The sequence below is a fragment of the Nonomuraea fuscirosea genome (assembly GCF_003001935.1).
GTDB classification, from domain to species: Bacteria; Actinomycetota; Actinomycetes; order Streptosporangiales; family Streptosporangiaceae; genus Nonomuraea; species Nonomuraea fuscirosea.
The window spans coordinates 740,334-766,080 of the sequence record NZ_PVNG01000001.1 but is presented as its reverse complement, the minus strand read 5'-3'; the positions used below and the strand labels follow the sequence as shown (position 1 = coordinate 766,080).

Here is a 25,747-nt window from a genome sequence, read left to right as displayed (position 1 = left end):
CGATGCCCGCTCAGCCGGCCGCCGTCACCGCCGCGCAGGTCCGCGCGCTGCTGCTGCGCCGCGACGAAATCGTCATCGCCGACGTACGCGAAGAGGCCCTGTACGCGCGGGGGCATCCGCTGTGGGCGGCGAACTTCCCCCTTTCGCTGCTGGAGCTGGACGCCTGGCGGCGCATCCCCCGCCTGGACACAGCCGTCGTCGTGTACGGCGACGCGGACGCGCCCGCGCGGCAGGCGATCGACGTCCTGCGCCGGCTCGGCTACTCCGACGTGCGCCCGCTGCTGGACGGGCTCGACGGCTGGACCGCGTCGGGCGGCGAGCTCTTCCAGGACGTCAACGCGCCCAGCAAGGCGTTCGGCGAGCTGGTCGAGTCGGTCAACCGCACCCCGTCGCTGACCGCCGAGCACGTGGGAGCCCTGATCGAGGCCGGCACGCCGCCCGTGATCGTGGACGCGCGCCGGTTCGACGAGTTCCGCACCATGAGCATCCCGACCGCCACCAGCGTGCCCGGCGCCGAGCTGGTGCTGCGCATCCGCGAACTCGCCCCCGATCCCGCCGCTCCCGTCGTGGTGAACTGCGCGGGGCGCACGCGGAGCATCATCGGCGCGCAGTCCCTGATCAACGCCGGCCTGCCCAACCCCGTGGCGGCGCTGCGCAACGGCACCATCGGCTGGACGCTGGCCGGGCAGCGGCTCGACCACGGGGCGACCGGCACGGCTCCGCCCGGTGTGTCAGAGTCCCACCACGCGCTCGCCCGCTCCGGCGCGCGCGCCGTCGCCCGGCGGGCCGGCGTCCGATTCATCCGTACGAGCGAGCTGCCCGGCCTGTACGATCCCCGCCGCACCAGGTACCTCTTCGACGTGCGGTCCGCGGCCGAATTCGCCGCCGGTCACCTCGACGGCTCCCTCCACGCTCCCGGCGGGCAGCTCGTCCAGGAGACCGACCACCACGCGCCGGTGCGCGGCGCCCGGATCGTCCTCGTGGACGACGACGGGGTCCGCGCCGCGATGACCGGGTCGTGGCTGGCCCAGATGGGATGGGAGACGTGGGCGATCAGCCCCGCCGATCCAGGGGACCTGGTCCTGCGGGGCGCGGAACCCGGTCCCGTCCCTGATCCGCCGCAGGTCGAGACGGTGGACGCGGCCACCCTTCGCACCTGGCTCGGCGCCTGCGAGGAGGCCACGGCCGTGATCGACCGGCTCGGCACCGACCACCTCGACCCGCTCGATGCCGTTCGGGCCGCCACGGTCGTCATCGACGTCGGGCCCAGCCGGGACTACGCCGCCGGGCACGTCCCCGGCGCCTGGCACGCTGCAAGGGCCCGGCTGCCCGCCGCGCTCGGCACGATCGACGCCGCCGCCCGGCACACCACCGGGCACACCACCGGCGGGCACATCGTCACCAGGTACGTCGTCACGTCACCGACCGGCCGGCTGGCCCGCCTCGCCGCCGCCGACCTCAGCCGGCTCACGTCCGCACCGGTGTTCAGCCTGGACGGCGGCACGGCGGCCTGGGGCACCGGCGCGCCGCTGGAGTCGGAGCCGGCGCGGTACGCGGTCCCTCCCGCCGATCGGTACCGGCGGCCGTACGAGGGCACGGACAACGGCCGGGCGGCCATGGAGGCGTACCTGGAGTGGGAGTTCGGCCTGGTCGAGCAGCTGAAGCGGGACGGCACCCACCGCTTCCGCGTGCTCCGCTGACATCCGCGCGGCCAGGACGGCCTGAGCCCCGGCAACCGGACAGGAGCGCACGTGTCGGCGGGAAGCGGCCCACGGCGGGCGGGAAGGCACTAAGCTCCCCGGCGTTGATCCGGAGGTGATCCGTGCGCGCGATCCGAGGTGCCGCTGCCGTCCTGGCCGCCGCCGTGCTCGTCGGCTGCGGCGGGGTCAACCCGCCCACTCCGGACGACAGCCCGCCCCCGTCGAAGACCGCGGCCACGCGGCGGGCGTCTCCGAGCCCGGCGAGCGCTTTCACCGGCGAGGGGCTGGCCGGGTACGACGTGCCCGCCCCCTTCCGGGTGGAGGTCGAGGCGGTGGAACGCCACGCCGGCCTCACCGCGATGAAGATGGTGATCACGACCACTGCCGACAGGCCGATCACCGGTGACTTCGGATACGACGGCCTGCGCGGGCAGAGCGTGAGCTTCGGCAGGTTCCGGCTGCTGGACCCGGTCGCGGGGAAGGTGTACTTCACGCTGCGGGAGAAGGACGTCAACGGGATCGCGTTCGGCACCCGGCACTCCATGACCTCGGGGATCCTGCCCGACGAGTTCCGGCCGGGGGTGCGTTACCCGGTCGAGGTGTATTTCCCGCCGCTGCCCGCCGGCGTCGCGCGCGTGTCGCTGGTGCCCGACCTGCCGATGGCGCCCATGACGGGCCTTCCGGTCACCGAAGGCGCCGGTACGCCCGCCGCCAAGGCGCGCGGCCAGGGCGCGGAGCCGTCGCCCGGCACGGAGTTCCAGTGGCCGGTGGTGCCGCCCTCCGGCGCGATCTGGTCCGGGGTCTCCGACGTGAACGAGCTGGTGGAGGCGCCGCAGCGGACGAAACGCAGGCAGGGCGGCAAGGAGACGGTGGGACTGCGTACCGACGTGCTGTTCGCCTTCGACAAGGCCACGCTCTCCGGCAAGGCCACCGCCGTCCTCGACGACGCCGTACGCGAGACCCGCGAGCGGGCCGACCCCGCCAAACCGCCGATCACCGTCGAGGGACACACCGACAGCAAGGGCGACGACGCCTACAACCAGAACCTGTCGGTCTGGCGCGCCGAGGCGGTGCGTGACTATCTCGCGGGCAAGCTCGGCTCCGGCTACACCTTCCAGGCCACGGGCAAGGGCGAGAGCGAGCCCATCGCCAAGAACGAGAAGCCGGGCGGCGGTGACAACCCCGAGGGACGAGCCCGTAACCGGCGGGTGGAGATCTCCTACCAGATCAAGCAGGACAAGCCGGATGTCACGGTCACCACCGGGCCGCCGTCGGACATCAGGGGATCCACCCGCCCGCCTGCGCCGTTCCACCAGGCCGGGCCGGTGGCGGGTTCGCTCGGCCGGCAGCGCGGCCAGGACCGCCTGCGCGTGGACTTCCACCCCTTCCACCGCGACGGCGCCTACCTGCTCGCCACGTTCGACGTCGTCTCGGAAGGCGCCTCCCGGTTCATCCCCGTTCCCGCCCCGTTCACGGGCTGGGACAGCACCTTCTCCGCGGCGGCGGACTTCGGCGCGTTCATCCTGGTCGACCCGGCGACGAAGACGCGCTACCACCCGCTGAAGATGGACACGGAGTTCGTCGAGAACTGGGTGCCGGCCCTCGATGCCGGCATGACCGGCCGGGGGTACGTCTACTATCCGGCGCCCGCCGACACCGTCTCCTCCGTCACGCTGGAAGCGGAGAACCTCGGCCGGGTTTCGAACATCCCGGTCTCCTGACGACGCGCCCGGCATCAACCGATCGGTTGATGCCGGAATCCACCGTCCCGCTGCCCGCCCGGACGATCCGCCGCCCTCGCTCCCGCGCGATTCTCAAGACATGCCCACACACCGGGAACCCGCTCTCCGCGTCGCCGGACTGCGTAAGGCCTTCGGCGACCACGTCGCCGCCGACGACATCCAGCTCACCGTGCCCGCCGGGTCCTGCTACGGCCTGGTCGGCCCCAACGGCGCCGGCAAGACCACCACCCTGGCCATGGCCGTCGGCCTGCTGCGTCCCGACGCCGGCCGCGCCGAGATCTTCGGCGTGGACGTCTGGAGCGACCCCGTCCGGGCCAAGGGCCTGATCGGGGTGCTGCCCGACGGCAACGCCATGCCGGAACGCCTCACCGGCCGCGAGGTCCTCACCTACCTGGGCCTGCTGCGCGGCCTGCCCCACGAGGTCGTCGCCGAGCGCACCGGCGATCTCCTCCAGGTTCTCGAACTCGACGCCGCCGAGCGGACGCTGGTCATCGAGTACTCCACCGGCATGCGCAAGAAGATCGGCCTGGCCGTCGCCCTCCTGCACGCGCCGCGCCTGCTCGTCCTGGACGAGCCGTTCGAGGCCGTCGATCCCGTCTCGGCGGCCACGATCCGGGCGATCCTGCGCGGATTCATCGGCGGCGGCGGCTCGGTGATCATCTCCAGCCACGTCATGCCCCTGGTCGAGCAGATCTGCGACCACGTGGGCGTCATCTCCGACGGCCGCGTGGTGGCCGCCGGGCCGCTGGCCGACGTACGCGGCGCCGCGACCCTGGAGGACACGTTCGTCGACCTCGTCGGCGCCCGCCCCCGAGCGACGGAGGGACTGGCATGGCTCAGCTCCTGACCCCAGATCGAGCCGTCACGGCTCCGCGCCCGGCCGCCCTGGCCCGGCACATGGTCGGCATGCGGCTGGCGCTCATGCGCAACTCCCTGCGCGGCGACAACGTCACCAACCTCTACACCGGCGCCGCGCTCGGGCTGATCCTGGCCCTGGGGACGATCGCCGTCGCCGTCCTGTGGCCCGTCTACCTGCCCCTCTGCCTGGCCGTCTGGCTCTCCGGCTGGATCTTCGGCCCGCTCCTGATCGGCGGCGGCAGCGAGGCGCTGCGCCCCGAGTACTTCTCCCTGCTCCCGGTCACGCCGGGCCGGATCGCGGCGGCGCTGCTCGCCGGAGCCTTCGCCGGCCCCGCGCCCCTGATCACCCTCATCGCCCTGCTGTCCCTGCCCGTGTACGGCTGGCGGTTCGGCCCCGGCGGAGTGCTCATCGGCCTCGTGGCGGCCGTCACCACGCTCGTCACCCTGGTGATGATCTCCCGGGTCATCGTGGCGACCATCGGCCTGTTCGTCAGGTCCCGCGCCACCGCGGCGGCCGTCGGCGTCGTGACCGGCACCGCCATCGCCCTGTGCAGCAACGGCTGGGCACCCCTCATCGCCCTGGGCGGCACCGACAGCGCGGCCTGGTCCCATGTCCTCGTCCGCGTCCTGCCCTCGGGATGGGGCGTGGCCGCCGTCGAGGCCCCCTGGCCCCTCGCCGTCGCCATCCTCGTGGCCGCCGCCGGCCTGATCGCCCTCCTGCTGACCGCGTGGGCGAGCCTGCTGTCGCGGCGCGTCGTCTCGGCCGCGCGCGGTGGTGTGCCGCCCCGCCGCGGCGCGCCCCGCCCCTTCCCCGCCGCCGGCGGCGCCCGCGCCGCCGCCGCCAAGGAGCTGCGTACCTGGTGGCGCGACCTCGTCCGGATCCAGCTCCTCGTCACCGCCTTCTCCTACGCCGTCGTCTCTCCCCTGCTGCTCGTCACCATCGGCGCCTGGATGGTGGTCCCGTTCACCGGGCTCATCGCGATCGTGATGGCCGCCGCGTCCTCGGCCAACCTCTACGGCGCCGACGGGACCGCCCTCTGGCTCACCCTCATGACCCCCGGCGCGGAACGTGCCGACGTACGCGGCCGCCAGCTGGCCTGGCTGCTCGTCGTCGGCCCGGCCGCCGTCGTGCTCTCCCTGACCGGCCTGCTGGTCAGCGGCCAGAGCTGGGCCTGGCCGTGGGTGCTCGGCCTGCTCCCCGCCCTCCTCGGCGGCGGCGCCGGGGTCGTCGTCCTGCTCGCCGTCACCTCGCTCGTGCCCGGCACCGACCCCCACAAGCGGGGCGGCAACCCGCTCAGCACCGGCGCCGACGAGAGCGCCGAGACCGGCCTCGCCTGGCTCGTGCTCATCACCGTGCCCGCCACCGCCCTGCCCGCGGCCGGCGCCGTCCTCCTCCATCCGTGGGCCGGCCTCGCCGTCGGGGTGCTGACCGGCGCCCTCAGCGCCTGGGGACTCGGCTGGATCGCCCGCCGCAGGCTGGAGAAGCGCGGGATCGAGCTGCTCAACCTCATGAAGCACGGTCCCGCGCCCCAGCCCGGCAAGCCCGCCACCGCCGATCTTCCGCTCCGCCACCGCATCGGGGTCACGATCTGCCACACCATCGCCTGGCTCCCCCTGTTCCCGCAGGGGCTCGTGCCCCTGGTGATGAAGATCTTCGGGTTCGAGGACCCGGTCTGGTTCCTCGCCCTGCATCTCCCGCCGCTCTGGCAATGGCCGACGATCATCTTCATGATCGCCACAGGACTGCTCATGTACGGATACGCCTTCCTGATCCCCATGCGCCTAAGCTCGTCCTCACCGGCCACCACCACCGAGTGAGCCCCGTCCGCGCCCGAGAGAAGGGGAACCCGGGATGAACGACCCCTTCCCGCCCTCCACCTGGGAACGACGCTTCCTGGGCATCGCCGAGACCGTCCCCTACATCACCCTCGCCGCCTCGCTCGTCATCAGCCTGGCCACCCCCGTCCAACCGCCGGGCGCGATCCCCCGCACCCTGCTTCTCACCGGTCTGGCCCTCGCCTGGCTGCTCGGAGCGCGGACCCTGCTGCCCGCCGAGGTGCGCGGGCGGCGGGTCGCCATCACCGTCCACTTCGCCGGCCTGCTGGTCACCGTCGCGCTGCTGACCGCCCACGACCCGATCTTCATCATCTACTCCATCTCCGGCTTCTTCCTGGCGGCCAACTTCGCTCCGTCTAAGTGGACGTTCGCCGCCGTGGCCGCCACCTCCGTCGTCCTGTACCAGTCGGCGATCGACTGGGCCCACGCCGACCTCCAGCTCATCGCCTTCCACCTGGCGATCGTCGCCGTGCAGACCGTCGCCATCGGCGGCGGCCACATCGCCGGCGTCAAGATCGAGGAGCGGCAGCGTAAATACCGCAAGGCGGTCAGCGACCTTCAGGCCGCCCTGGAGGAGAACGCCGACCTGCACGCCCAGCTCCTCACCCAGGCCCACCAGGCCGGCATCCTCGACGAACGCCAGCGCATGGCCCGCGAGATCCACGACACCCTCGCCCAGGGCCTCACCGGCATCATCACCCAGTTACGCGCCGCCCAGCGCGTCGAGGACGCCGGCACCCACGTCGGGCTCGCGCTCGACCTCGCCCAGGACAGCCTCACCGAGGCCCGCCGCTCCGTCGCCGCCCTCCAGCCGCACCAGCTGGAGGACGCCCACCTGCCCGAAGCCATGACCGTCCTGGCCCGCAACTGGGCCCAGACCACCAGCGTCGACCTCCACGTCGAGGTGACCGGCGACCGCGTCCCGCTCAGCCCCGCCATCGAGGTCACCCTCTTCCGCGTCGCGCAGGAAGCCCTCGCCAACGTCGCCAAGCACGCGGACGCCACCCGGGCCGGCCTCACCCTGTCCTACACCGGCGCCGTCGTCCTGCTCGACATCCGCGACAACGGCACCGGCTTCCGTGAGCCCGGCGGGCAGGGATTCGGCCTCAGCAGCATGAGACAACGCCTGCGCGGCGTCGGCGGGTCCCTCGAGATCGAGAGCACGCCCGGCGAGGGCACCGCCGTCAGCGCCACCGTCCCCGCCCTCCAAGGAAGCCCCCGGTGATCCGCCTCCTCATCGTCGACGACCATCCCATCGTCCGCAACGGCCTGCGCGCCGCGTTCGAGGCCGAGCCCGACATCCACGTCGCCGGCGAGGCCGCCAACGGCCGCGAGGGCGTCGAGCGCGCCGCCGCGCTGGAGGTCGACGTCGTGCTCATGGACCTGCGCATGCCCGAGATGGACGGCGTCACCGCCATCACGGCCCTGCGCCGCTCCCACCCGCGGATCAAGACCCTCGTCCTGACCACCTTCGACGGCGACTCCGACGTCCTGCCCGCGATCGAGGCCGGCGCCACCGGCTACCTGCTCAAGGACGCCCCCACCGACGAGCTCCTGCGCGCCGTCCGCGCCGCGGCCGCCGGCGAGCCGGTGCTGTCACCGTCCGTCGCGGGCCGGCTGATGGGCCAGGTACGCAAACCGGTCAGGGCTCCCCTCACCGACCGCGAGCTCCAGGTCCTCGCCCTCGTCGCCGACGGCGCCTCCAACCGTCAGGCGGCCGCCAAGCTCTTCATCAGCGAGGCCAGCATCAAGACCCACCTGCTGCACATCTACGACAAACTCGGCGTCCGCGACCGTGCCGCAGCCGTCGGCGAGGCGTATCGGCGAGGTCTGCTGAGCTGACCGGCCGGCGCCCTTGCCGCCGCGCTGACCAACGACCGTCCCGTTCGGGACCTTCGCCTCTGAACGCCGCCGCCTTCCCGAGGTGTGATGAAGGCAACCGGCAAGGAGGATGTCATGCGCAGGACCGTCGCGGACGTGATGACGGACAAGGTCGTCGCCGTATCCGCCGCAACCCCGTTCAAGGAGATCGCCGAGACGCTCATCAGCGGCGGCATCAGCGCCGTCCCGGTCACCGACGACGACAACCACGTGCTCGGCATGGTGTCGGAGGCCGACCTGCTGCGCAAGGAGGAGTTCCGCGAGCAGTACTACCGCGAGGGCTACCGGCCCCCGCTGCGCGCCCGGCTCCGCCACCCCAAGGGCCGGCAGAAGGCCGAGGGCGACACCGCCGCCGAGCTGATGACCACCCCGGCCGTCACCGTCTCGCCGAAGGCGTCCGCCGTCGAGGCCGCCCGCCTCATGGACGGCCACGGCGTCAAGCGGCTCGCGGTCGTCGACTACGACGGCCGCCTGGTCGGCATCGTCAGCCGCCGTGACCTGGTCAAACTCTTCCTGCGCGGCGACGAGGCGATCGCCGCCGAGGTGCGCGACGATGTTCTCGACCGCAGCCTGTGGGTCGACACCGGCGACGTCCGCGTGGACGTCCGCCAGGGCGTCGTGACGCTGTCCGGCCGGATGGAGCGCCGCACCGAGGCCGCGATCGCCGTACGCATGGTCGGCCGGGTCAACGGCGTGGTCGACGTCGTCGACCGGCTCACCTGGAAGACCGACGATTCGAAGTGGGAAGGCAGGTAGCCATGTCCGTGCAGAAGGTCGAGAACGTCATGACCACCGACGTAGCCGCCGTCAACGAAAACGCCTCCTTCCACACCGTGGCCGAACTGCTCATCAGCCGGGGCATCAGTGGCGTACCGGTGCTGGACGACGACAACCGCGTGCTCGGCGTGGTCTCCGAGGCCGATCTGCTGGCCAAGGAGGAGTTCAAGGAGCGCTACTACGGCGACGACTACCGGCCGCCGCTGCGCGCCCGCATCCGGCACAGCGCGGGCAGCGAGGGCAGCGGCTACCGCAAGTCGCTCGGCGAGACCGCCGGGGCTCTCATGACCAGCCCCGCCCGCGTCACCACGCCCGACGCGGCCGTCGTGACGGCCGCGCGGCTGATGGACCGCTACGGCGTCAAGCGCCTGCCGGTCGTGGACGCCGGCGGCCGCCTGGTCGGCATCGTCAGCCGCCGCGACCTCATCAAGGTCTTCCTGCGCCTGGACGAGGAGATCGAGCGGGACGTCCGCGAGGCCCTGCGCGGCAGGGCCGACGTCTCCGTGGACGACGCCGTCGTCACCCTGACCGGGACCTACGCCGAGCGGAGCCAGGCCGTCACCGCCGTGCACCTGGCCGAGAACATCGACGGCGTGGTGGCCGTGCACGACGAGCTGAGCTGGAAGCACGACGACATCGCCGACCTGCCGGTCTGGGGCGGCGCCTGACCCCGGGACCTCATGGTTCTGACGGGTACGGGTCCGCGTCCGGGGCCACCGTGCCGTCCCGCTGGGCGCGGCGGAGGAGGGCGGCGGCCAGCTCCCTGCGGGGCAGAATGTAGTCCTTCGGGTAGATCGGTGTCTGGGGTCGCGCGGGCGCCCTCGTCCTCGGCGGCCGTCATCCGAGTGCCCCGTCCAGCCAGCGGCCGAACTCGGCCGGACCGCCTCTGCAGGCCAGATGCCCGTCCGGGCGGACGAGCAGCGCCGGCCCCGCGGTGTCGGGGGCGTGCAGCCGGACGACGCGGTCGCCGAGCCGCCGCCGGGCGGCCTCGAAGGCGGCGTCCGCGCCGAGCACCGCCCAGGCGCCGCGCAGTTCGGCGTGCAACCGGGTGCGGGTGCCGTCGTCGCGTGCGCAGGCCAGGTCGGGCACGCGGTCGCCGGGACGGGGCCGGCCGCCCCGGCCCCCGAGCGGCCCGCGGCGGTAGCCGACCCACAGTTGCGAGGTCGTGTAGGTGATCCACCGCTGGATCCACGCCTGGCTGAAGACGCGCAGCAGGATCTGGTCCCGCAGGAACCGGCCGATCGGGCCGCCGGCGATGTTGACCCTGGTGGCCGCGGTGCTGCCGCGCAGCACGGCGGTGGCCAGCGGGCGGCGTTCGGCCTGGTAGGTGTCGAGCAGCCGCTCCCCTGCCGAGCCGCGTACGACGAGGGCGAGCTTCCAGGCGAGGTTCTCGGCGTCGCCGAGGCCGGTCAGCATGCCCTGACCGCCGAACGGGGCATGCACGTGCGCCGCGTCGCCGGCCAGCAGGATGCGCCCGGCTCGGTAGCCGTCGGCCAGGCGCCGGTGCACGCTGAACAGCGACGCCCAGGTGACCTCGCCCAGCCGCAGGCCGGGCAGGCCGCTACGGGCGGGCAGGATGTGCCGCATCCGGTCGGCGATCTGCTCCTCACCGGGCTTCTCCTCGACGAAGGCGGGGTCGTAGGCGAGCAGCCGCCACTGCCCGCCGGGCATCGGCATGGCGCCCAGCATCCCCTCACGGTGCACCCAGCCGCTGGTGCCTGACCGGTCCAGCGCGGGCTCGCCCTCGACGCTGCCGTCCACGAGCAGGAAGCGTTCGCTGACCTTGACGCCGGGGAAGCCGATGCCGGCCAGCTTGCGCACCGTGCTGCCGGCGCCGTCGCAGCCGGCCAGCCAGCCGGCCCGTACGGTGCCGCCGTCGGCGAGCACCGCGGTGACGCCGGTCGCGTCCTGGGCGATCTCGACCACGCCGTTGCCCCATTCCGGGCGCACCCCGAGCTCGGCCAGCCGCTCGCGCAGCCGCGCCTCGACCCGCGCCTGCGAGATCACCATGGGCGCGGCGGCGGTGCCGAGCCCCGGGTCGCCGAACCGGATGCGCATCATCGGGCGGTCACCGGCGTACGTGGTGATCGTCATGGCCCGCACCGACTCCTGAGGCAGCTCGCCCAGGGCGTCGAGGCGGTCGAGCACCTCCGAGCCGCGGGCGTGCACGAAGTTCGCCCGCGAGGTGGTCGCCGGGACGGCCGCCCTGTCGATCACCCGTACCGCGACACCGTGTTGGCGCAGCCCGCAGGCCAGCGCGAGACCGACCGGTCCCGCGCCGACCACCAGCACCTCCGTGTCCATCACCATCACCTCACCATTTTATTTACGAAACGGTCCCGTAAAATAAATGGTGCCCGCGATGAGCCGATCTGTCCAGCCGGCGGGACCGGGTCACCGGGTGATCCTGACCACGGCGAGCGGGCACGGGGCCTGGTGCAGCAGCGCGTGACTGACCGAACCCAGCAGCATCCCGGTGAGGGTGCCGTACCCATGCGAGCCCACCACCAGCAGCTCCGCTCCGGTCGCGGACTGGCGCAGCACCTCGACCGGATGGCCGTGCACCGTCTCCTCCACGACGGGCACGCCCGGGTGCCGCGCGCGCAGGCCGCTCAGCGGTTCCCTCAGCGTGCCCGGTTCCTCCCGCGCGACGGGGTCTGGGTCGAACCCCTGCTGGGCCCTGGCCCGTACCAGCCGCAGCCGGGTGCCGCGCAGCTCCGCCTCGGCGAAGGCGAACTCCAGCACCCGCGAAGACGCCTCGGACCCGTCGATCCCGGCGACGATCTCCCCCGTCGAGGTGACCGGCCGGACCACCACGACGTCGCAGGACGCATGGCCGGCCACCCCGTAGGCGACCGAGCCGACCAGCATCCCGCGCACCCCGCCGAGCCCGTGCGAGCCCACCACCAGCAGTTCGGCGTCCCGGGTGGCCTCGATCAGCGCGGCCCGCGGGTCGTCGGGCAGGAACGTCGTCCGTACGCTGATCTTCGGCTGGTCGCCGCGGACGCGTTCCTCCGCCGCCGCCAGCACGCTCCTGCCGCCCTCGCGCATCCACGCGGCCACCTCGGCCAGGCGGCCGGTCTCCGTCTCGTACGCCCACCGCGGCATCGCGTGCGCCACCAGCAGCGGCACGTCACGCAGCGCCGCCTCCCGCGCCGCCCAGCCGGCGGCCTCCAGCCCGGCCCGCGAGCCGTCCACTCCCACGACGATCATGATCTTTCCTCCATCCGCGCTTCTTCATCGGCTTCGTCAGCTTCGTCAGCTTCGTCGGGCTTCATCGGGCTTCATCGGGCTTCATCAGCGAAAGCCCGCCCTGCGGGGCAGGGCGGGCGGGTGGCCGGAGCGGTCACCTGAGCCACGGGGTGCGGCGGACGACGGGCAGGTTGCCCAGTCCGAGGGTGCCGCCGGCGCCGGCCAGGGCCAGGCCGACGAGGACGATGGCGTAGACGATGTGGTCGTCCATGAACGGGTTGGTGGTCAGGGGCAGCTCAGCCGCCCACATCAGCAGCAGCATCGCGGTTCCCGCGCCGGCCGCGATCCGGGTGCCGACCCCCAGCACGAGCGCCAGGCCGACGCCGGCCAGACCGGCCATGAACAGCCAGTCCACCCACGCCTGTCCGGCCAGGGCCGAGAAGAGGCCGCCGAGCGCGTTCTCGCCGGTGCCCTTGAGGAAGCCGGTGGTCGGGCTGCCGCCGTTGATCCAGGCCTTGGCCGCCGGAGTGGCGAAGCCCCAGCCGAAGGTCTTGTCCAGGAACGCCCACAGGAAGATCCAGCCGAGCGAGATCCGGGCGAGCGCCCAGACGTAGTCGACGGGGGTCTTGTGCTCCGCCTTGTCCACGCTGATGTGCGTCGCGGGCCGGTTGATGGTGGTGGCCATGGCGGGCCTCCCCTTTCCTGATCTTTCGCGCTTTCCTGTCTCACCTCCATCACACCGTTCGCGGCGGCCGATGCTCAGTGCCGTACGACCCGAGCCCGAAGGACCTTGGTCCTCCCCCTCGGCCGGGACCTTCGGCGCGCGGGCCGGGTCTTCGGACACTCACCACAGCTGGACCGGTGCGGCAGCGTCGGCGGCAGGAGGTGTGTGAAGTCCGTTTCACTCGCTACCGAACTCGGCGCCCGGCGGCTGCTCGTGGCGGCCGGGCAGGCGCCGTCGGTGTTCAACACCCGGCCGTGGCGCTTCCGCGTGGTGCGCGGGGCCGGTGTTCCTCGACCGGCACGCGACGGACGACATGCTCGACTACGCCGCCATCGCCGAGGAGGAGCTGGCCCGCGACCACGACTACCGCGCCGAGCTGGCCGCGGTTACGGGCTTCCCGTCGCGCGCAGCCCGCGGCGGCCCGCCGCCGAGCTGAAAACAGCCTGAGACGTGCTACGCCCCCGGGGTGACCGCCGCCGGGGGCCGGTTCCCGATCAGTCCTTACCGTCCAGCGACCAGTCACGCACCTCGGGCATGTCCTCCAGGTGCTCGACCACGTACGCCTGGTGCTCGGCGAGTTTCCGCTCGCACCAGGCCATCAGGTCGCTCGCGCCGCGCGGCAGCCGCCTCGCGTTGTTGATGGCGTCCATGACCAGGTGGTAGCGGGAGGCCCGGTTGCGCACGGTCATGTCGAAGGGTGTCGTGGTGGTGCCCTCCTCGATGAAGCCGCGCACCCGGAACCGGTCGGCGTCCGGACGGCCGTGCACAAGCTGGTGGATCGCGCCCGGATAACCATGGAAGGCGAACACGACGTCCACGGTGTCGGTGAACAGCTCGGTGAACAGCGTGCCGTTCATGCCATGCGGATGATCCTTCGGCCGCATCAGCGTCATCAGGTCGACGACGTTGACCACCCGTACCTTGAGGCCGGGCAGCCGTTCCCTGAGGATCCGGGCCGCCGCGACCGTCTCCATGGTCACCACGTCCCCGGCGCAGGCCAGCACGATGTCAGGGTCGCCGGTGCCGTCGTCGGTGCCGGCCCAGTCCCAGATCCCGGCCCCGCGCGCGCAGTGCTCGATCGCCTGGTCGATGCCCAGCCACTGCAGCTGCGGCTGCTTGTCGATCACGATGAGGTTGATGTACGACCGCGAGCGCAGGCAGTGGTCGGCCACCGACAGCAGGCAGTTGGCGTCCGGGGGCAGGTAGACGCGGGCGACGTCGCCGCGCTGGGTCAGCACGACCTGGATCAGGCCGGGGCCCTGGTGGGAGAAGCCGTTGTGGTCGTTGCGCCAGGCGGTCGAGGTCAGCAGCACGTTGAGGCTGGGCACCTTGGCCCGCCAGGGCAGCCGGCCGGCCTCCTGCAGCCACTTGCCGTGCTGCACCGTCTGGGAGGCGCTGACCATCGCGAACGCCTCGTACGTGGCGAACATGCCGTGCCGCCCGGTCAGCGTGTAACCCTCCAGCCAGCCGTGGCAGTTGTGCTCCGACAGCACCTCCATGACCCGCCCGTTCCGGCTGATCGCCACGTCGTCGCCGGTGACGCGTTCGGCGAAGGCACGGTCCGACTCCTCGAACACGGCGCCGAGCCGGTTGCTGTTGGTCTCGTCCGGGCAGAACAGCCGGAAGGTGTCGGGGTTGTCGCGATAGACGTCGCGCAGCAGCTCGCCGAGCCGGCGGGTCGACTCGGCCCGCGTCCGCGCCGGACGCGGCACGTCGACGGCGTAGTCGCGGAAGTCGGGCAGGGCGAGCTCGCGGGTCAGCCGCCCGCCGTCGGCGTGCGGGCTGGCGCTCATCCGCAGGTCACCCCGCGGCGCGAGGCTCCGTACCGGCTCGGTGGGCGCGCCGTCGGCGTCGAACAGCTCCTCCGGCCGGTACGAGCGCAGCCAGCTCTCCAGGATCGCCAGGTGCTCCGGGTTGTCACGCACCCCGGACAGCGGCACCTGGTGCGCCCGCCACGTGCCCGCCACCTGCACGCCGTCCACCTGCTCAGGGCCGGTCCACCCCTTGGGCGAGCGCAGGACGATCAACGGCCAGCGCGGGCGGGTGCCGTCCCACGCGCCGGTACGAGCCCGATGCTGGATGGCGCGGATCCTGGCCCAGGCGTCGGCCAGCACCGCCGCGAAGCGAAGATGCATGCCCGGCAGGTCCGATCCCTCCACCTCCAGCACGTCGTACCCGTGGCCCCCGAGCAGCCGGCGCACCTCGGCCGGGTCCTTGCGGGCCAGCACCGTCGGGCCGGCGATCTTCGCGCCGTTCAGGTGCAGGATCGGCAGTACGGCGCCGTCACGCTCCGGGTTGAGGAACGACACGCCCTTCCACGACCCCTCCAGCGGCCCGGTCTCGGCCTCGCCGTCGCCCACCACCGCCACGGCCAGCAGGTCGGGGTTGTCCATGACGGCGCCGAAGGCGTGCACCAGCACGTACCCCAGCTCGCCGCCCTCGTGGATGGAGCCGGGGGTGGTCACCGAGACGTGGCTGGGGATGCCGCCCGGGCTGGAGAACTGCCGGAACAACCGCGACATCCCGGCCTCGTCCTGGCTGACGTGCGGATAGATCCCGCTGTAGGTCCCCTCCAGGTAGCCGGCGGCCACCAGCGCCGGTCCGCCGTGGCCTGGCCCGGCCAGGTAGATCGCCTGCTGCCCGGTGTGCCGGATGAGGCGGGAGACGTGCGCGTAGATCAGTGACAGTCCCGGGCTGGTGCCCCAGTGGCCCAGCAGCCGCGGCTTGATGTGCTTCGGCGCCAGCGGCTCGCGCAGCAGCGGATTTCCCTGAAGGTAGATCTGCCCGATCGTGAGGTAGTTGGCGGCCCGCCACCAGGCGTCCAGCTGCTCGACCTCCTCGGGTGCCGGGGCGGCCAGTCTCCGCAGCGTGTCCTCGTCGACGCCCTCGCGGACCTGCTCATCCGAAACCGCGGTCATGCGCACGTTCCCTTCTCGGCATGGTGGGGCGGGGAGTGCCCGGCTCGCGACCGTTCGTCGAGCGGCACGGCTTCTCCGTCGTCTCCCATCCGATCTCAACCCGGGGCCCTCCGACAGGGCCGGAAGTCCCGACGGCTGGAGGTATTAGGGCCGCCCGCCTCGGACGGGAGCCGCGATGTGTGCTTCCGGCCTGGCGGGAAAGGACTAACGTCCCTGGTCGCCGCGGTCCACGTTCGCGAACAGTAGGAAGCGGACACAGCCGGGCGGCCGTTCGCCGGCCGGAGGACCGCGGCGAACACGGAGGACATGACGGTGACGCCTTTGACTGGGCTGACGTCGGCCGAGGCGGCCGCACGACTGGCGCGCGACGGCGCGAACCTGCTCCCGCAGCGGCCTCCCGTCCCCTTGTGGCGCCGGATCGCCACGCAACTGCGCGACCCGCTCATCATCGTCCTGCTCATCGCGGCGGTGCTGACCATCACGACGGGCGACTGGCCAGACGCGACCGTGATCATGCTGGTGATCGTGGTCAACACCACCGTCGGAGTGGTCCAGGAGGTCAGGGCCGACCGCGCGATCACGGCCCTGGCACAGCTCGCCGGCCCGGAGGCGCGGGTGGTCCGCGACGGCCGCCAGCGGCAGATCCCCTCCAGTGACGTCGTGGTGGGAGACCTGCTGATCCTGGCCGAGGGCGACATCGTCCCCGCCGACGCCGAGGTGCACGAGGCGGCGGCCCTGCTCGTCGACGAGTCGGCGCTGACGGGCGAGTCGGTGCCGGTGGACAAGCGCGCGGGCGAGCCGCTCTCCTCCGGCACCGTCGTGGTACGCGGGCGCGGCCGGGCGCAGGTCACCGCCACCGGGGCGGCCAGCGCGAGCGGCCGCATCGCCTCCCTCATGGTCAAGAGCACCGGGCTGACCCCGCTGCAGCGCCGCCTGGTGGGGGTCGGCCGACTGCTGGCGGGCGTCGCCGTGCTGCTGTCGGCGGTGGTCCTGGCTCTGGGACTGGTACGCGGGCAGCCGGTGCAGCTGATGGTGATCACCGCCATCAGCCTGGTGGTCGCCGCCGTACCCGAGTCCCTGCCCGCCGTCGTGACGCTGAGCCTGGCCCTGGGCGCACGCCGGATGGCCGCCCGCAACGCCCTCGTCCGCAAGCTTCCCGCGGTGGAGACCCTCGGCTCGGTCACGGCCCTCGCCACCGACAAAACCGGCACCCTGACCGAGGGCACCATGGTGGCCCGCCACCTGTGGACCCCGACGGCCCAAGCCACGATCAGCGGCACCGGCTACACCCCGGAGGGCCAGATCACCAGCGACACCGCCCCCGGCACCTTCGACGCACTGCTGACGGCAGCAGTCCTCTGCAACGACGCCCGTCTCTCACCCCCACCGCGGACGTCCGGCGAACCGGCGGCACTGCGCACCGGCGGGTCGGCGGCACCGGGCACCGGCAGACCGGCAACACCAGACTCCCGCGGACCGGCAACACTGGCTTCCGGTGAATCGCCGGCGCTGAGCTCCGGCGAACGGGCAGCACCGGGCTCCAGCGGGGCGACGGCACCGGGCACCGGCGGACCGGCGACACTTGACTCCGCCGAATCGGCGCGAGCACCGGGCACCGGCGGGTCGGCGGCACCGGGCATCGGCGAATGGGTGGCGCTGGGTGACCCCACTGAGGCGGCGCTGCTCGCCGCCGCCGCCAAGCTCGGCCTCGACCGTCAGGACGTGCAGGCCCGCTACCCCCGCCTGGCCGAGCTGCCCTTCGACAGTGACCGCAAGCGTATGAGCACCCTGCACCACCTGCCCGGCGGCGGCGTCCGGCTCGTCTGCAAGGGCGCGCCGGAAGCCCTGCTGCACCACCCCGCTCTGATCGACGAACCAGACCTGCTCGCCCGCGCCGCCGCACGGGCCGACCGGTTCGCCCAGGACGGTTACCGGGTCCTGGCGGTGGCGAGCACCGACCTTGACTCCCTACCGGACTCGATCCAGGAGAGCGGCCTGTCGCTGCTCGGCCTGATCGCGATCCTGGACCCGCCGCGCCCGGCCGCCGCCACCGCCGTCGCCGACTGCAAGCGAGCCGGCATCAGACCCATCCTCATCACCGGCGACCACCCCGGCACCGCCCGCGCCATCGCCACCGAGCTGGGCATCATCGCCGACGGCGATCGGGTCGTCGACTGCCGCGAACCCGGCGCCCTCGACCAGGACCGAGACCGGGGACAGACCGGCGTCTACGCGCGCGCCACCCCCGAGCAGAAGCTCGACATCGTCCAGAGCCTCCAGGAGCAGGGCGGCATCCTGGCCATGACCGGCGACGGCGTCAACGACGGCCCCGCGCTCCGCCGCGCCGACATCGGCGTGGCCATGGGCAGACGCGGCACCGAGGTGGCGCGCCAGGCGGCCGACCTGGTCCTCGCCGACGACAACCTCGACACCGTGGTGGCTGCCGTCGAGGAGGGCCGCCGCGTGTACGCCAACATCCGCCGCTTCCTCGTCTACGGCCTGTCCGGCGGCACCGCCGAGATCGCCGTGATGCTGCTGGGCCCGTTCGCCGGCCTCCCGCTCCCCCTGCTTCCCGCCCAGATCCTGTGGATCAACCTGCTCACCCACGGCCTGCCCGGCGTGGCCCTGGGCGGCGAACCCACCGTCCCCGGAGCCATGGCCGCCCCGCCCCGGCCACCCGGCCAGAGCATTCTCGGCGCGGGCCTGTGGCAGCGCGTCGTCCGGATCGGCATCGTCCTCACCGCCGTCACCCTGGGCATCGCCGTCTGGGCCGCGGCGACCGGACGGCCGTGGCAGAGCATGGCCTTCTTCGCTCTCGGCGCGACTCAACTCGGCGTCGCGCTCGGCTCCAGAACCCGGCCGGGAACCCTGGCCAACCCCATGCTGCTGTTCGCCGTCGCCGGCGCGTTCGTCCTGCAACTGGCGGCCCTGTACGCGCCGCCACTGCGCCAGCTCCTCGGCACTCAGCCGCTGGAGGCGGGCGACCTGCTGATCGTCACCGCGCTCTCCGTACTCGGCTACGCCGCCGCCCGCCTCGACCGCATCCTGCACCCCTCGCCCCGCCCGGCCTCGGCCGGCCCGCAAACGATCGGCCGCTGAGAGAAAACCGCGTCCGACGCTTGAAGGTGACCGCGACCGGCCACTGACAGCGGACCGCGTCCGGCCACTGAGAGGAGACCGTGACCGTCCGCTGAGAAGCGACCGCGCCTCACGCCCTTCGCCAGCGGCTCTCTTCGCCAAACTCCGGGCGAGGCAAGCAAGACATGGTCAGGCCTTTGCGCGCGTACGGGCCTTGTCCCCATGGTCCGGGGAAAGTCCATCCGATCAGGAGCAGACGGATCCGCCCAGCAGCAGACGGATCCGATCAGGAGCAGACGGATCCGCTCAAGAGCAACGGATCCGCTCAGGAAGAGCAGACGGTTCCGCTCAGGGAGGCGGCGAGATGAGCGATGGCCTGGCCGACCGGCCCGTCCTGGTCGGCTACGACGACTCGCCCGAGAGCCGGCACGCGCTGATCTGGGCGGTCGAGGAAGCGCGGCTGCGCGGTCTCCCCGTGCTGGTCTGCCACGCCCTGCACTGGCCGTACGCCCTCAAGCCCCTCTCCGACGAGCTCATGGCGCAGATCGACCAGGTGGCCCAGGAGGTCGTGGACGATGGCGTCCGCCGGGCCCGTGAACTCGCCCCCGACGTGGACGTCCGGCGGATCCTCGGCCGGGGCTCGCCCTCCGCGGTGCTCCTGGAGGTCGGGCGGGGGGCGGAGCTGACGGTGCTGGGGCTGCGCGGGCAGGGCGGGTTCGACGGCCTGGAGGTGGGATCGGCCGCGGTCCAGGTGGCCGCGCACTGCTCAGGCCCGGTCGTCGTCGTACGCCCGGAGCTCCAGCCAAGGACCGGCCCGGACGCCAGGATCGTGGTCGGCCTGGACGGCTCACCCGCCGGCCTCGCCGCCCTCGACCTCGCCCTGGACGAGGCCGCGCTACGCCTCGGCACCGTGACGGTGCTGTGCTGCTGGACCGACTGCGGATCGTCGTCCTGGCCGGAACCGCTCCCGTTCGTGGACTCCCGCGCACTGCGCCGGGGAGCCGAGGCCCGCTTCCGCGAGGTCACCGCACACCTGTCCCAGAGGCGCCCCGACGTACCGGTGATCACCGAGTTCGTCACCGAACGCCCGCAACGCGCCCTGCTCGACGCGGCCAGAGACGCCACACTCCTCGTACTCGGCAACCGGGGCAACGAATCTCCCCCCACCCTGCTCCTGGGCCCGGTCACCCAGACCGCGCTACTCGAAGCCTGGTGCCCGGTCGCGGTAACCCCCACAGCCATCATGAAACCCAGAATCCCACCAGGCTGAACCCCGCACGACGCCCAGATCAGACCAGCGTCGGCCTATGCGGAGCCAGGTAGCGCGGTGCCAAGTGGCGCGGCGGCAGGTGGCGGCGGCAAGTGCGTGGTGGCACGTGCGCAATGCAGACGTTGACCATCACTTCGACGGCGTCACCAGTCCCGCCTCGTAGGCGAGGATGACGAGCTGAACCCGATCACGCGCATCGAGCTTGGTCAGCAGCCGTCCCACGTACGCCTTGACGGTGGCGACACTGATGACCAGGTCGGCGGCTATCTCGCTATTGGTCAGTCCGCGCGCGATCAACGTGAGCACCTCACGTTCACGCTCCGTGACCCCCTCCAACTCCCCCGATGCACGATCGGACGCGCGATGCCTTGCAGAACCCGACGTGGGACCCGACGTGGAACCTGAGGCAGGACCCAATGCGGGACGGAGCGCGGGGGCCGATCCGAAACTCGGAGCGGAACCCGATCCAGGACGCGATCCGGGACCCGACGCCGACCCCGGTACAGGACCCGATCCGGAACCCGACACGGGATCCGACCCGGAACCCGAGCCAAGACGCGGCGCAGAACCCGACACGAGGCCCGATCCGGGACACAACGCCAAACCTGGCACAGGATCCGACGCCGAACCTGGCACAGGGTCCGACGCGGGAGCCGATCCGGGACGCTGCGCGGGACGCAGCGCGGGGGCCGGTCCGGAACTCAGTGCGGAACCCAGCACAGGATCCGACGCGGGATCCGATCCGTGATCCGATCCGGGACGCTGCGCGGGAGCCGACGCAGGACCCGACGCGGGACGCAGTGAGGGAGCCGGTCCGGAACTTGACGCGTGATCCGATGCGGGATCGGGTGCGGGATGGTTGGCGAACGTCTCGATCAGTCTCCGGGTGACACCTGGCGCGATCAGGGCGTCGCCGGCGGCCACGACGCGGATCGCGGTGAGGATGTCGTCCAGGGCCATGTCCTTGACCAGGAACCCTGACGCGCCCGCCCGGAGCGCGCCGAAGACGTAGTCGTCCTCGTCGAACGTGGTCAGGACGATGACGCGGGCCCCACTGGAGCCCTGGGCGATCAGCCGGGTGGCCTCGATGCCGTCCATGACGGGCATACGGATGTCCATCACCACGACATCAGGTTCCAACTCCCCGACCAGTTGGACGGCGTCGAGCCCGGTCGCGGCCTCGCCGACGAGTTCGAGGTCGGCGGCGTCGGAGATGACCATCTGCAGGGCGGCCCGGATCAGCGGCTGGTCGTCGGCCAGGACGACACGGACGGTCATCGCACCTCCGCGCTCAAGGGCAGGCTGGCCGCGACCCGGAAGCCGCCCTCGGCACGCGGCCCCGCGGAGAAGCTCCCCCGCAGCAGGTTAGCCCGCTCCCGCATCCCGACCAGGCCGTAACCGCCCTCCGACCTGCGACGGGGGCCGCGTCCCTCGTCGAGGATCTCGACGGCCAGCTCCTCGTCCCGGTAGTCGATCGACACCCGGCACCGGCTCGTGCCGGCGTGCCGCACGACGTTGGTGATCGCCTCCTGGATGATGCGGTAGGCCGAGACGTCGATCTCCGGCGGCAGCGGACGCCGTTCACCCAGCCGACGCACCTCGACGTGCACACCGGCATCCGTCGTCATCGCCACAAGCCGACCAAGTTCCGACAGACCAGGCGCCACAGCAGCCAACTGCCCCTGCACACCGTAACCCTGCTCGCCGTGGCCCTGCTCGCCGTAACGCGGCACGCCGTGGTCCTGCGCGCCGTGGTCCTGCACGCCTTGGCCGCGCATGCCGTAGCCCTGCATACCGCGAACCTGCACGCCTTGGCCCTGCACGCCGTAGCCCTGCTCGCCTTGGTCCTGCCCTCCTTGATCCTGCACGCCGTAGCCCTGCTCGCCTTGGTCCTGCCCTCCTTGATCCTGCACGCCGTAGCCCTGCTTGCCTTGGCCCTGCTCGCCGTCGCTCGGCACCCCGTGACCCTTTACACCGTGGCCCTGCACGCCGTCGCCCTGTACGCCGTGACTCGGCACCCCGCGATCCTGCACGCCTTGACCACGCATTCCCTGGCCCTGGCCCTGGCCCTGTACTCCCTGGCCTTGGCCCTGCTCGCTTTGGCGCAGGACGCCGAGCATGTGCCGCAGGCCGGACAGTGTCTCCCGGCCGACTGTCTCGATGTCGCCGAGCGCCTGGCCGGCCCGAGCCGGTTGGGTGTCGATGACGCGCCGGGCGGCGCCGGCCTGCAGGGCGATGACGCCGATGCTGTGAGCGACCGTGTCGTGCAGTTCGCGCGAGATGCGCAGGCGTTCGTCGGTGACGGCCTGGGCGGTGGCCGTGGCGATGAGCGTGGCGGCGTGCTCGCGGGCCTGGCGGACCGAGTGGCCGACCAGCCAGGCGATGACCGCCGTCATGGCCACGGCCAGCTCCGCCGAGGTGCCGGCGGGCCAGCCGAACAGCAGCCGGGTGGTCAGATAGCCGGCCAGCACGGTGAGCGCGCCGAGCAGGGCGACGATCCCGGTGCGGCGCGCGCGTTCGGCCGCGATGAAGGACAGCGCGACGTCGGCCGCCAGGAACTGCGCCAAGGGGATCTCGCTCACGCCCAGAGGCACACACGCGAAGATCGCGGCGACAAGCAGCAGCCCCATCGCCGTCAGCGGTCGCCGGCGCAGCTGGGCACCGGCGACGTGGGTCAGCACGGTCGACACCACCAGCCAGGCCAGTCCGTCCCAGCGGAAGAAGAACGGCCCGGCCAGTTCGGCCGGCCCGGACTCGCCGGGGAGCCCGATCCGGATGAGGAACGTGAACACCAGGCCCGCCCACCAGGCGAGAACCGTCCAGACGCCGGGCGGAACCCGCTTCAGCGGCGGCAGGGGCGGCATCACGTGCATGCTCGCGATCGTAACGGCGCGGCCGGAACCGCCGCATCGGACCACGGGTGTAAGACCACGGGCTATCGGCATCCCCGAAATGTGGACGACGGTCCGATGCGGCACCGGCACCGCCTGCGGCACCGTCGATCGGGTGATCCACGTCAACGTGTCCAGGCTGCGCCGCACCCTGCTGGCCGCAACGATCGCCGCCTCGGTGGCGGTGCCGCTGAGCGAGGCAGCGCGCCCATCGGCCGTCCCCGCCCCCGTCCCCACCGCCTCGGCCTCACCGCTCAGCGAAGCAGCACGTCCGTTGACCGTCCCCACCACCCCGGACACGCCGCTCAGCGGAGCAACGCATCCCTCGACCGCCCCCGCCACCCCGGCTACGCCCCTGAGTGAAACGGCCCGCCCGTCGAGCGTCCCCGCCGCCTCGGCCTCACCGCTCAGCGAAACGGCACGTCCCTCGACCGTCCCCACCACCCCGGGCGCAGCGCTCGGCGAAACAGCACGTTCGTCGTCCGTCCCTGCGGTCTCGGCCTCGCCGCTCAGCCGAGCAGCACGTCCGTCGGTCGTCTCCGGCTCCGTACCCGCCGCCTCGGCCTCGCCACTGAGCGAAACTGCACGCCCGTCGGCCGTCCCCGCCGTCTCGGCCTCGCCGCGTACGGCGGCCGCAGCGGCTCTGGCCGCGCGCTACGCGGCCGTTCGCGGTGACATCGTGGCCGCCGAGCGGATGGCCGCCGGCTACGGCCACCGACGGCGGGCCGCGTTGCTGCGCGCGATGGCCGACCCGGCGCGCCGGTTCCTGTCCTTCGACGGCCGTGACGGCGGCCGGGCGGCCGAGGTCTTCGGCGACCTCGCGGCGGCCGGGCATCTGGCCGTGCTGGTGCCCGGTGGCGACACCCACCTCGACAAGTACGGGCTTCTGCGCGGCAGCGCGGTGAGGCTGAGCCAGACGCTCGGCGGCCGGTCCGCGGTCGTCGCCTGGCTCGGCTACCGCACTCCCAACACGGTGAGCCTGGCGTCCCTCACCACCGGCCGCGCCGACGAGGCCGTGCCGCCGTTGCGTGCCTTCATCCGGGAGGTGAGCGAGCTCAACCCGGCCGCCCGGATCACCCTGGTATGTCACTCGTACGGCAGCGTGGTCTGCGCCCGGGCGGCCCCCGGTCTGGACGTCGCCGGCATCGTGCTGATCGGCAGCCCCAGCGTCACCGCCGGCGACGTGGCCGCGTTACGCACCCCGGCGACCGTCTGGGCCGGTCGGGGAAGCCGTGACTGGATCGCCGGGGTGCCGCACACCCGGCTCCGCCTGCCGTACGTCACGATCGGATTCGGCGCGGACCCGGTCGCTCCAAACTTCGGCGCCCGCGTCTTCGCGGCCGGCGACGGCGGGCACAGCGACTACTTCAAGGCCGGTTCCCCGTCGCTGACGAACATCGCCCGCATCGTCTCAGGACAACCCCCCGCCGAGGCGCGCGGTGGTCACTGAGCTCGTCCGGCTCCTCGAGGCGGCGACCCCCGCCGGCCGCGACCGCGCCCTCGACGCGCTGCGTGCCCTGGCCATCGGCGGCGTGGTGCTCGGCCACTGGCTGGTGACCGCGCTGGTCGCCGACAGCGGCACCGTACGCGTGGCCAGCCCGTTGCGGCACATGCCCTACCTCGCCCCCGCCTCCTGGATCTTCCAGACCATGGCGCTCTTCTTCCTGGTGGGCGGGCAGTCGGCCGCCATGAGCCACGCCCGCGCCCGCGCCGCGCACGTCACCTACGGGCGATGGCTGGGCACGCGGCTGGCCCGGCTGTTCCGTCCGGTCGCCGCCGTGCTCGCGGTCTGGACGACGGCGGCGGTCGTGCCGCTCGCCCTCGGGGCGGACCTCGCGACCGTGTACGCGCTGGCCAAGCTGGTGTGGTCGCCGCTGTGGTTCCTGCTGGTCTTCGCCGCCTTGACAGCGCTCACCCCATTGGCGGCCCGGCTGCACCCGGCGTGGCCGCTCGCCACGGTCGCCCTCGTCGATCTGACCCGGTTCGGCCTGGGCGGGCCCGCCTGGATCGGCTGGGTCAACCTGGCGGCGGGATGGCTGGTGCCGTACTGCCTGGGCGCGGCCTGGGCCCGCGACCGCCTGCGCACCCGGACGGCCGCCTGGGCGTTGCTGCTCGGCGGCGCCGCCGCCACGGCCGCACTCGTGCTGTGGGCCGGCTACCCGGCCTCCATGGTGGGAGTCCCCGGCGCCCCGATCTCGAACCAGTCCCCGCCCACGCTCGCGGCCGTCGCCTTCGGCCTCGCCCAGTGCGGGGCGGCGCTGCTGCTGCTCGCCCCCTTACGGCGGATGTTGTCGCGGCCGGCCGTCTGGGCGTTCGTGGCGCTGGCGAACCTCTCCGCGATGACGATCTTCCTCTGGCACCAGACCGCCATGATCGCGGTCACCACGCTCGGCCTGCTCACCGGCCACATCCTGCCGGGTCTGCACACCGCCCCCGACGACCCGGCCTGGGTCCTGGCCCGGCTGGCCTGGCTGCCGGCCTTCGCACTGGCCCTGCTCGCGTGCCGAGCCGCCTTCCCCGCCCACCAACCTCGACGGCACGTACGCCCCGGGCACGATCACGCCCGGACCGTCGAGTACTAGGTGATCGTCTTAGCCGTGCCTAACGGGTCGGTGCCATGGTCGCCTAGGGCGAGGAGACGCAGGTACGCAGGTACGCACGTTCCCCCCGCTCCTGGCGCTCCCGGAGACGGAGGCCGGCCGGGAGGAGATGCCCTGGCTCATGGGGCGGGACGTCGGCCTGATCCACGACATCAAGCCAGTCGCGCGGACATCGTCACCGACATGAGTGAGCAGGCCGAACAGGTGCTGACCGGATGCGGGGGCCGCGACTCGCGACCGTAACCCGTCCTAAAAGGCGCGAGCGGCACCGCCCCTTCCT

The 25,747-nt window shown here is 72.7% G+C and carries 19 protein-coding genes; 13 read left to right on the top strand and 6 right to left on the bottom strand.

What is annotated here, in order from left to right; all coding sequences use genetic code 11:
• The first annotated feature begins 2 nt into the window (after window positions 1-2).
• From B0I32_RS03390 to B0I32_RS03355, 8 genes are all read left to right on the top strand, one after another.
• Window positions 3-1,700 carry a rhodanese-like domain-containing protein gene (locus B0I32_RS03390; protein ID WP_106234727.1) on the top strand — a complete coding sequence of 566 codons (1,698 nt, stop codon included), beginning with the start codon at window positions 3-5 and terminating at the stop codon, window positions 1,698-1,700.
• A 122-nt stretch (window positions 1,701-1,822) separates the two neighbouring features.
• Entirely contained in the window at window positions 1,823-3,421 is a 1,599-nt protein-coding gene (locus B0I32_RS03385; RefSeq protein WP_106234726.1) for an OmpA family protein, read from the top strand.
• 100 nt (window positions 3,422-3,521) lie between these two features.
• Entirely contained in the window at window positions 3,522-4,289 is a 768-nt protein-coding gene (locus B0I32_RS03380) for an ABC transporter ATP-binding protein (RefSeq protein ID WP_106234724.1), read from the top strand.
• On the top strand, window positions 4,274-6,118 hold the full coding sequence (locus tag B0I32_RS60815; protein WP_106234723.1) for a hypothetical protein: 1,845 nt from the start codon (window positions 4,274-4,276) through the stop codon (window positions 6,116-6,118). The genes B0I32_RS03380 and B0I32_RS60815 overlap by 16 nt, the downstream gene beginning before the upstream one ends.
• Window positions 6,119-6,152: 34 nt before the next feature.
• Window positions 6,153-7,361 carry a sensor histidine kinase gene (locus B0I32_RS03370; protein WP_106234721.1) on the top strand — a complete coding sequence of 403 codons (1,209 nt, stop codon included), beginning with the start codon at window positions 6,153-6,155 and terminating at the stop codon, window positions 7,359-7,361.
• Complete coding sequence (locus B0I32_RS03365; protein ID WP_106234720.1) at window positions 7,358-7,978, top strand: response regulator; 621 nt, start codon at window positions 7,358-7,360, stop codon at window positions 7,976-7,978. The genes B0I32_RS03370 and B0I32_RS03365 overlap by 4 nt, the downstream gene beginning before the upstream one ends.
• 114 nt (window positions 7,979-8,092) lie before the next feature.
• Entirely contained in the window at window positions 8,093-8,773 is a 681-nt protein-coding gene (locus tag B0I32_RS03360) for a CBS domain-containing protein (RefSeq protein WP_106234718.1), read from the top strand.
• 2 nt (window positions 8,774-8,775) lie between these two features.
• Window positions 8,776-9,462 (top strand): CBS domain-containing protein, encoded by a 687-nt coding sequence (locus tag B0I32_RS03355; RefSeq protein WP_245955531.1) that lies wholly within the window; start codon window positions 8,776-8,778, stop codon window positions 9,460-9,462.
• A gap of 169 nt (window positions 9,463-9,631) precedes the next feature.
• On the opposite strand, the gene B0I32_RS03345 is transcribed toward B0I32_RS03355, so the two are convergent.
• The 3 genes from B0I32_RS03345 to B0I32_RS03335 all read right to left on the bottom strand — a co-directional run bounded on the left by B0I32_RS03345 (window position 9,632) and on the right by B0I32_RS03335 (window position 12,671).
• Window positions 9,632-11,104 carry an FAD-dependent monooxygenase gene (locus tag B0I32_RS03345; protein WP_245955529.1) on the bottom strand — a complete coding sequence of 491 codons (1,473 nt, stop codon included), beginning with the start codon at window positions 11,102-11,104 and terminating at the stop codon, window positions 9,632-9,634.
• Between the two features lie 84 nt (window positions 11,105-11,188).
• A complete protein-coding gene (locus B0I32_RS03340; protein WP_181306940.1) occupies window positions 11,189-12,007 on the bottom strand; it encodes a universal stress protein in 819 nt (272 codons plus the stop codon).
• 133 nt (window positions 12,008-12,140) lie between these two features.
• Window positions 12,141-12,671 (bottom strand): DoxX family membrane protein, encoded by a 531-nt coding sequence (locus tag B0I32_RS03335; RefSeq protein WP_106234717.1) that lies wholly within the window; start codon window positions 12,669-12,671, stop codon window positions 12,141-12,143.
• Window positions 12,672-12,993: 322 nt separating this feature from the next.
• Between B0I32_RS03335 and B0I32_RS57425 the strand changes: the two genes are divergently transcribed.
• Entirely contained in the window at window positions 12,994-13,146 is a 153-nt protein-coding gene (locus B0I32_RS57425) for a hypothetical protein (protein ID WP_181306938.1), read from the top strand.
• A gap of 58 nt (window positions 13,147-13,204) precedes the next feature.
• Here the strand turns inward: B0I32_RS57425 and B0I32_RS03330 are convergent, their stop codons facing one another.
• Window positions 13,205-15,628 (bottom strand): phosphoketolase family protein, encoded by a 2,424-nt coding sequence (locus B0I32_RS03330; RefSeq protein ID WP_106234715.1) that lies wholly within the window; start codon window positions 15,626-15,628, stop codon window positions 13,205-13,207.
• 312 nt (window positions 15,629-15,940) lie between these two features.
• On the opposite strand from B0I32_RS03330, the gene B0I32_RS03325 reads away from it, so the two are divergent.
• On the top strand, window positions 15,941-18,727 hold the full coding sequence (locus B0I32_RS03325; protein ID WP_245955527.1) for a cation-translocating P-type ATPase: 2,787 nt from the start codon (window positions 15,941-15,943) through the stop codon (window positions 18,725-18,727).
• Between the two features lie 343 nt (window positions 18,728-19,070).
• A complete protein-coding gene (locus B0I32_RS03320; protein ID WP_106234712.1) occupies window positions 19,071-19,976 on the top strand; it encodes a universal stress protein in 906 nt (301 codons plus the stop codon).
• Between the two features lie 129 nt (window positions 19,977-20,105).
• Here B0I32_RS03320 and B0I32_RS61570 read toward each other — a convergent pair whose 3' ends face one another.
• Window positions 20,106-21,254 (bottom strand): response regulator, encoded by a 1,149-nt coding sequence (locus B0I32_RS61570; protein WP_425438079.1) that lies wholly within the window; start codon window positions 21,252-21,254, stop codon window positions 20,106-20,108.
• A complete protein-coding gene (locus B0I32_RS58735; RefSeq protein ID WP_219911624.1) occupies window positions 21,251-22,849 on the bottom strand; it encodes a sensor histidine kinase in 1,599 nt (532 codons plus the stop codon). Before B0I32_RS58735 ends, B0I32_RS61570 begins: the two co-directional genes overlap by 4 nt.
• Window positions 22,850-22,928: 79 nt before the next feature.
• Between B0I32_RS58735 and B0I32_RS58730 the strand changes: the two genes are divergently transcribed.
• Window positions 22,929-24,317, top strand: coding sequence for an alpha/beta hydrolase (locus B0I32_RS58730; protein WP_219911623.1), 1,389 nt, complete (start codon window positions 22,929-22,931; stop codon window positions 24,315-24,317).
• Window positions 24,307-25,449, top strand: coding sequence for an acyltransferase family protein (locus B0I32_RS03290; protein ID WP_106234710.1), 1,143 nt, complete (start codon window positions 24,307-24,309; stop codon window positions 25,447-25,449). The genes B0I32_RS58730 and B0I32_RS03290 overlap by 11 nt, the downstream gene beginning before the upstream one ends.
• The last annotated feature ends 298 nt before the right edge of the window (window positions 25,450-25,747 follow it).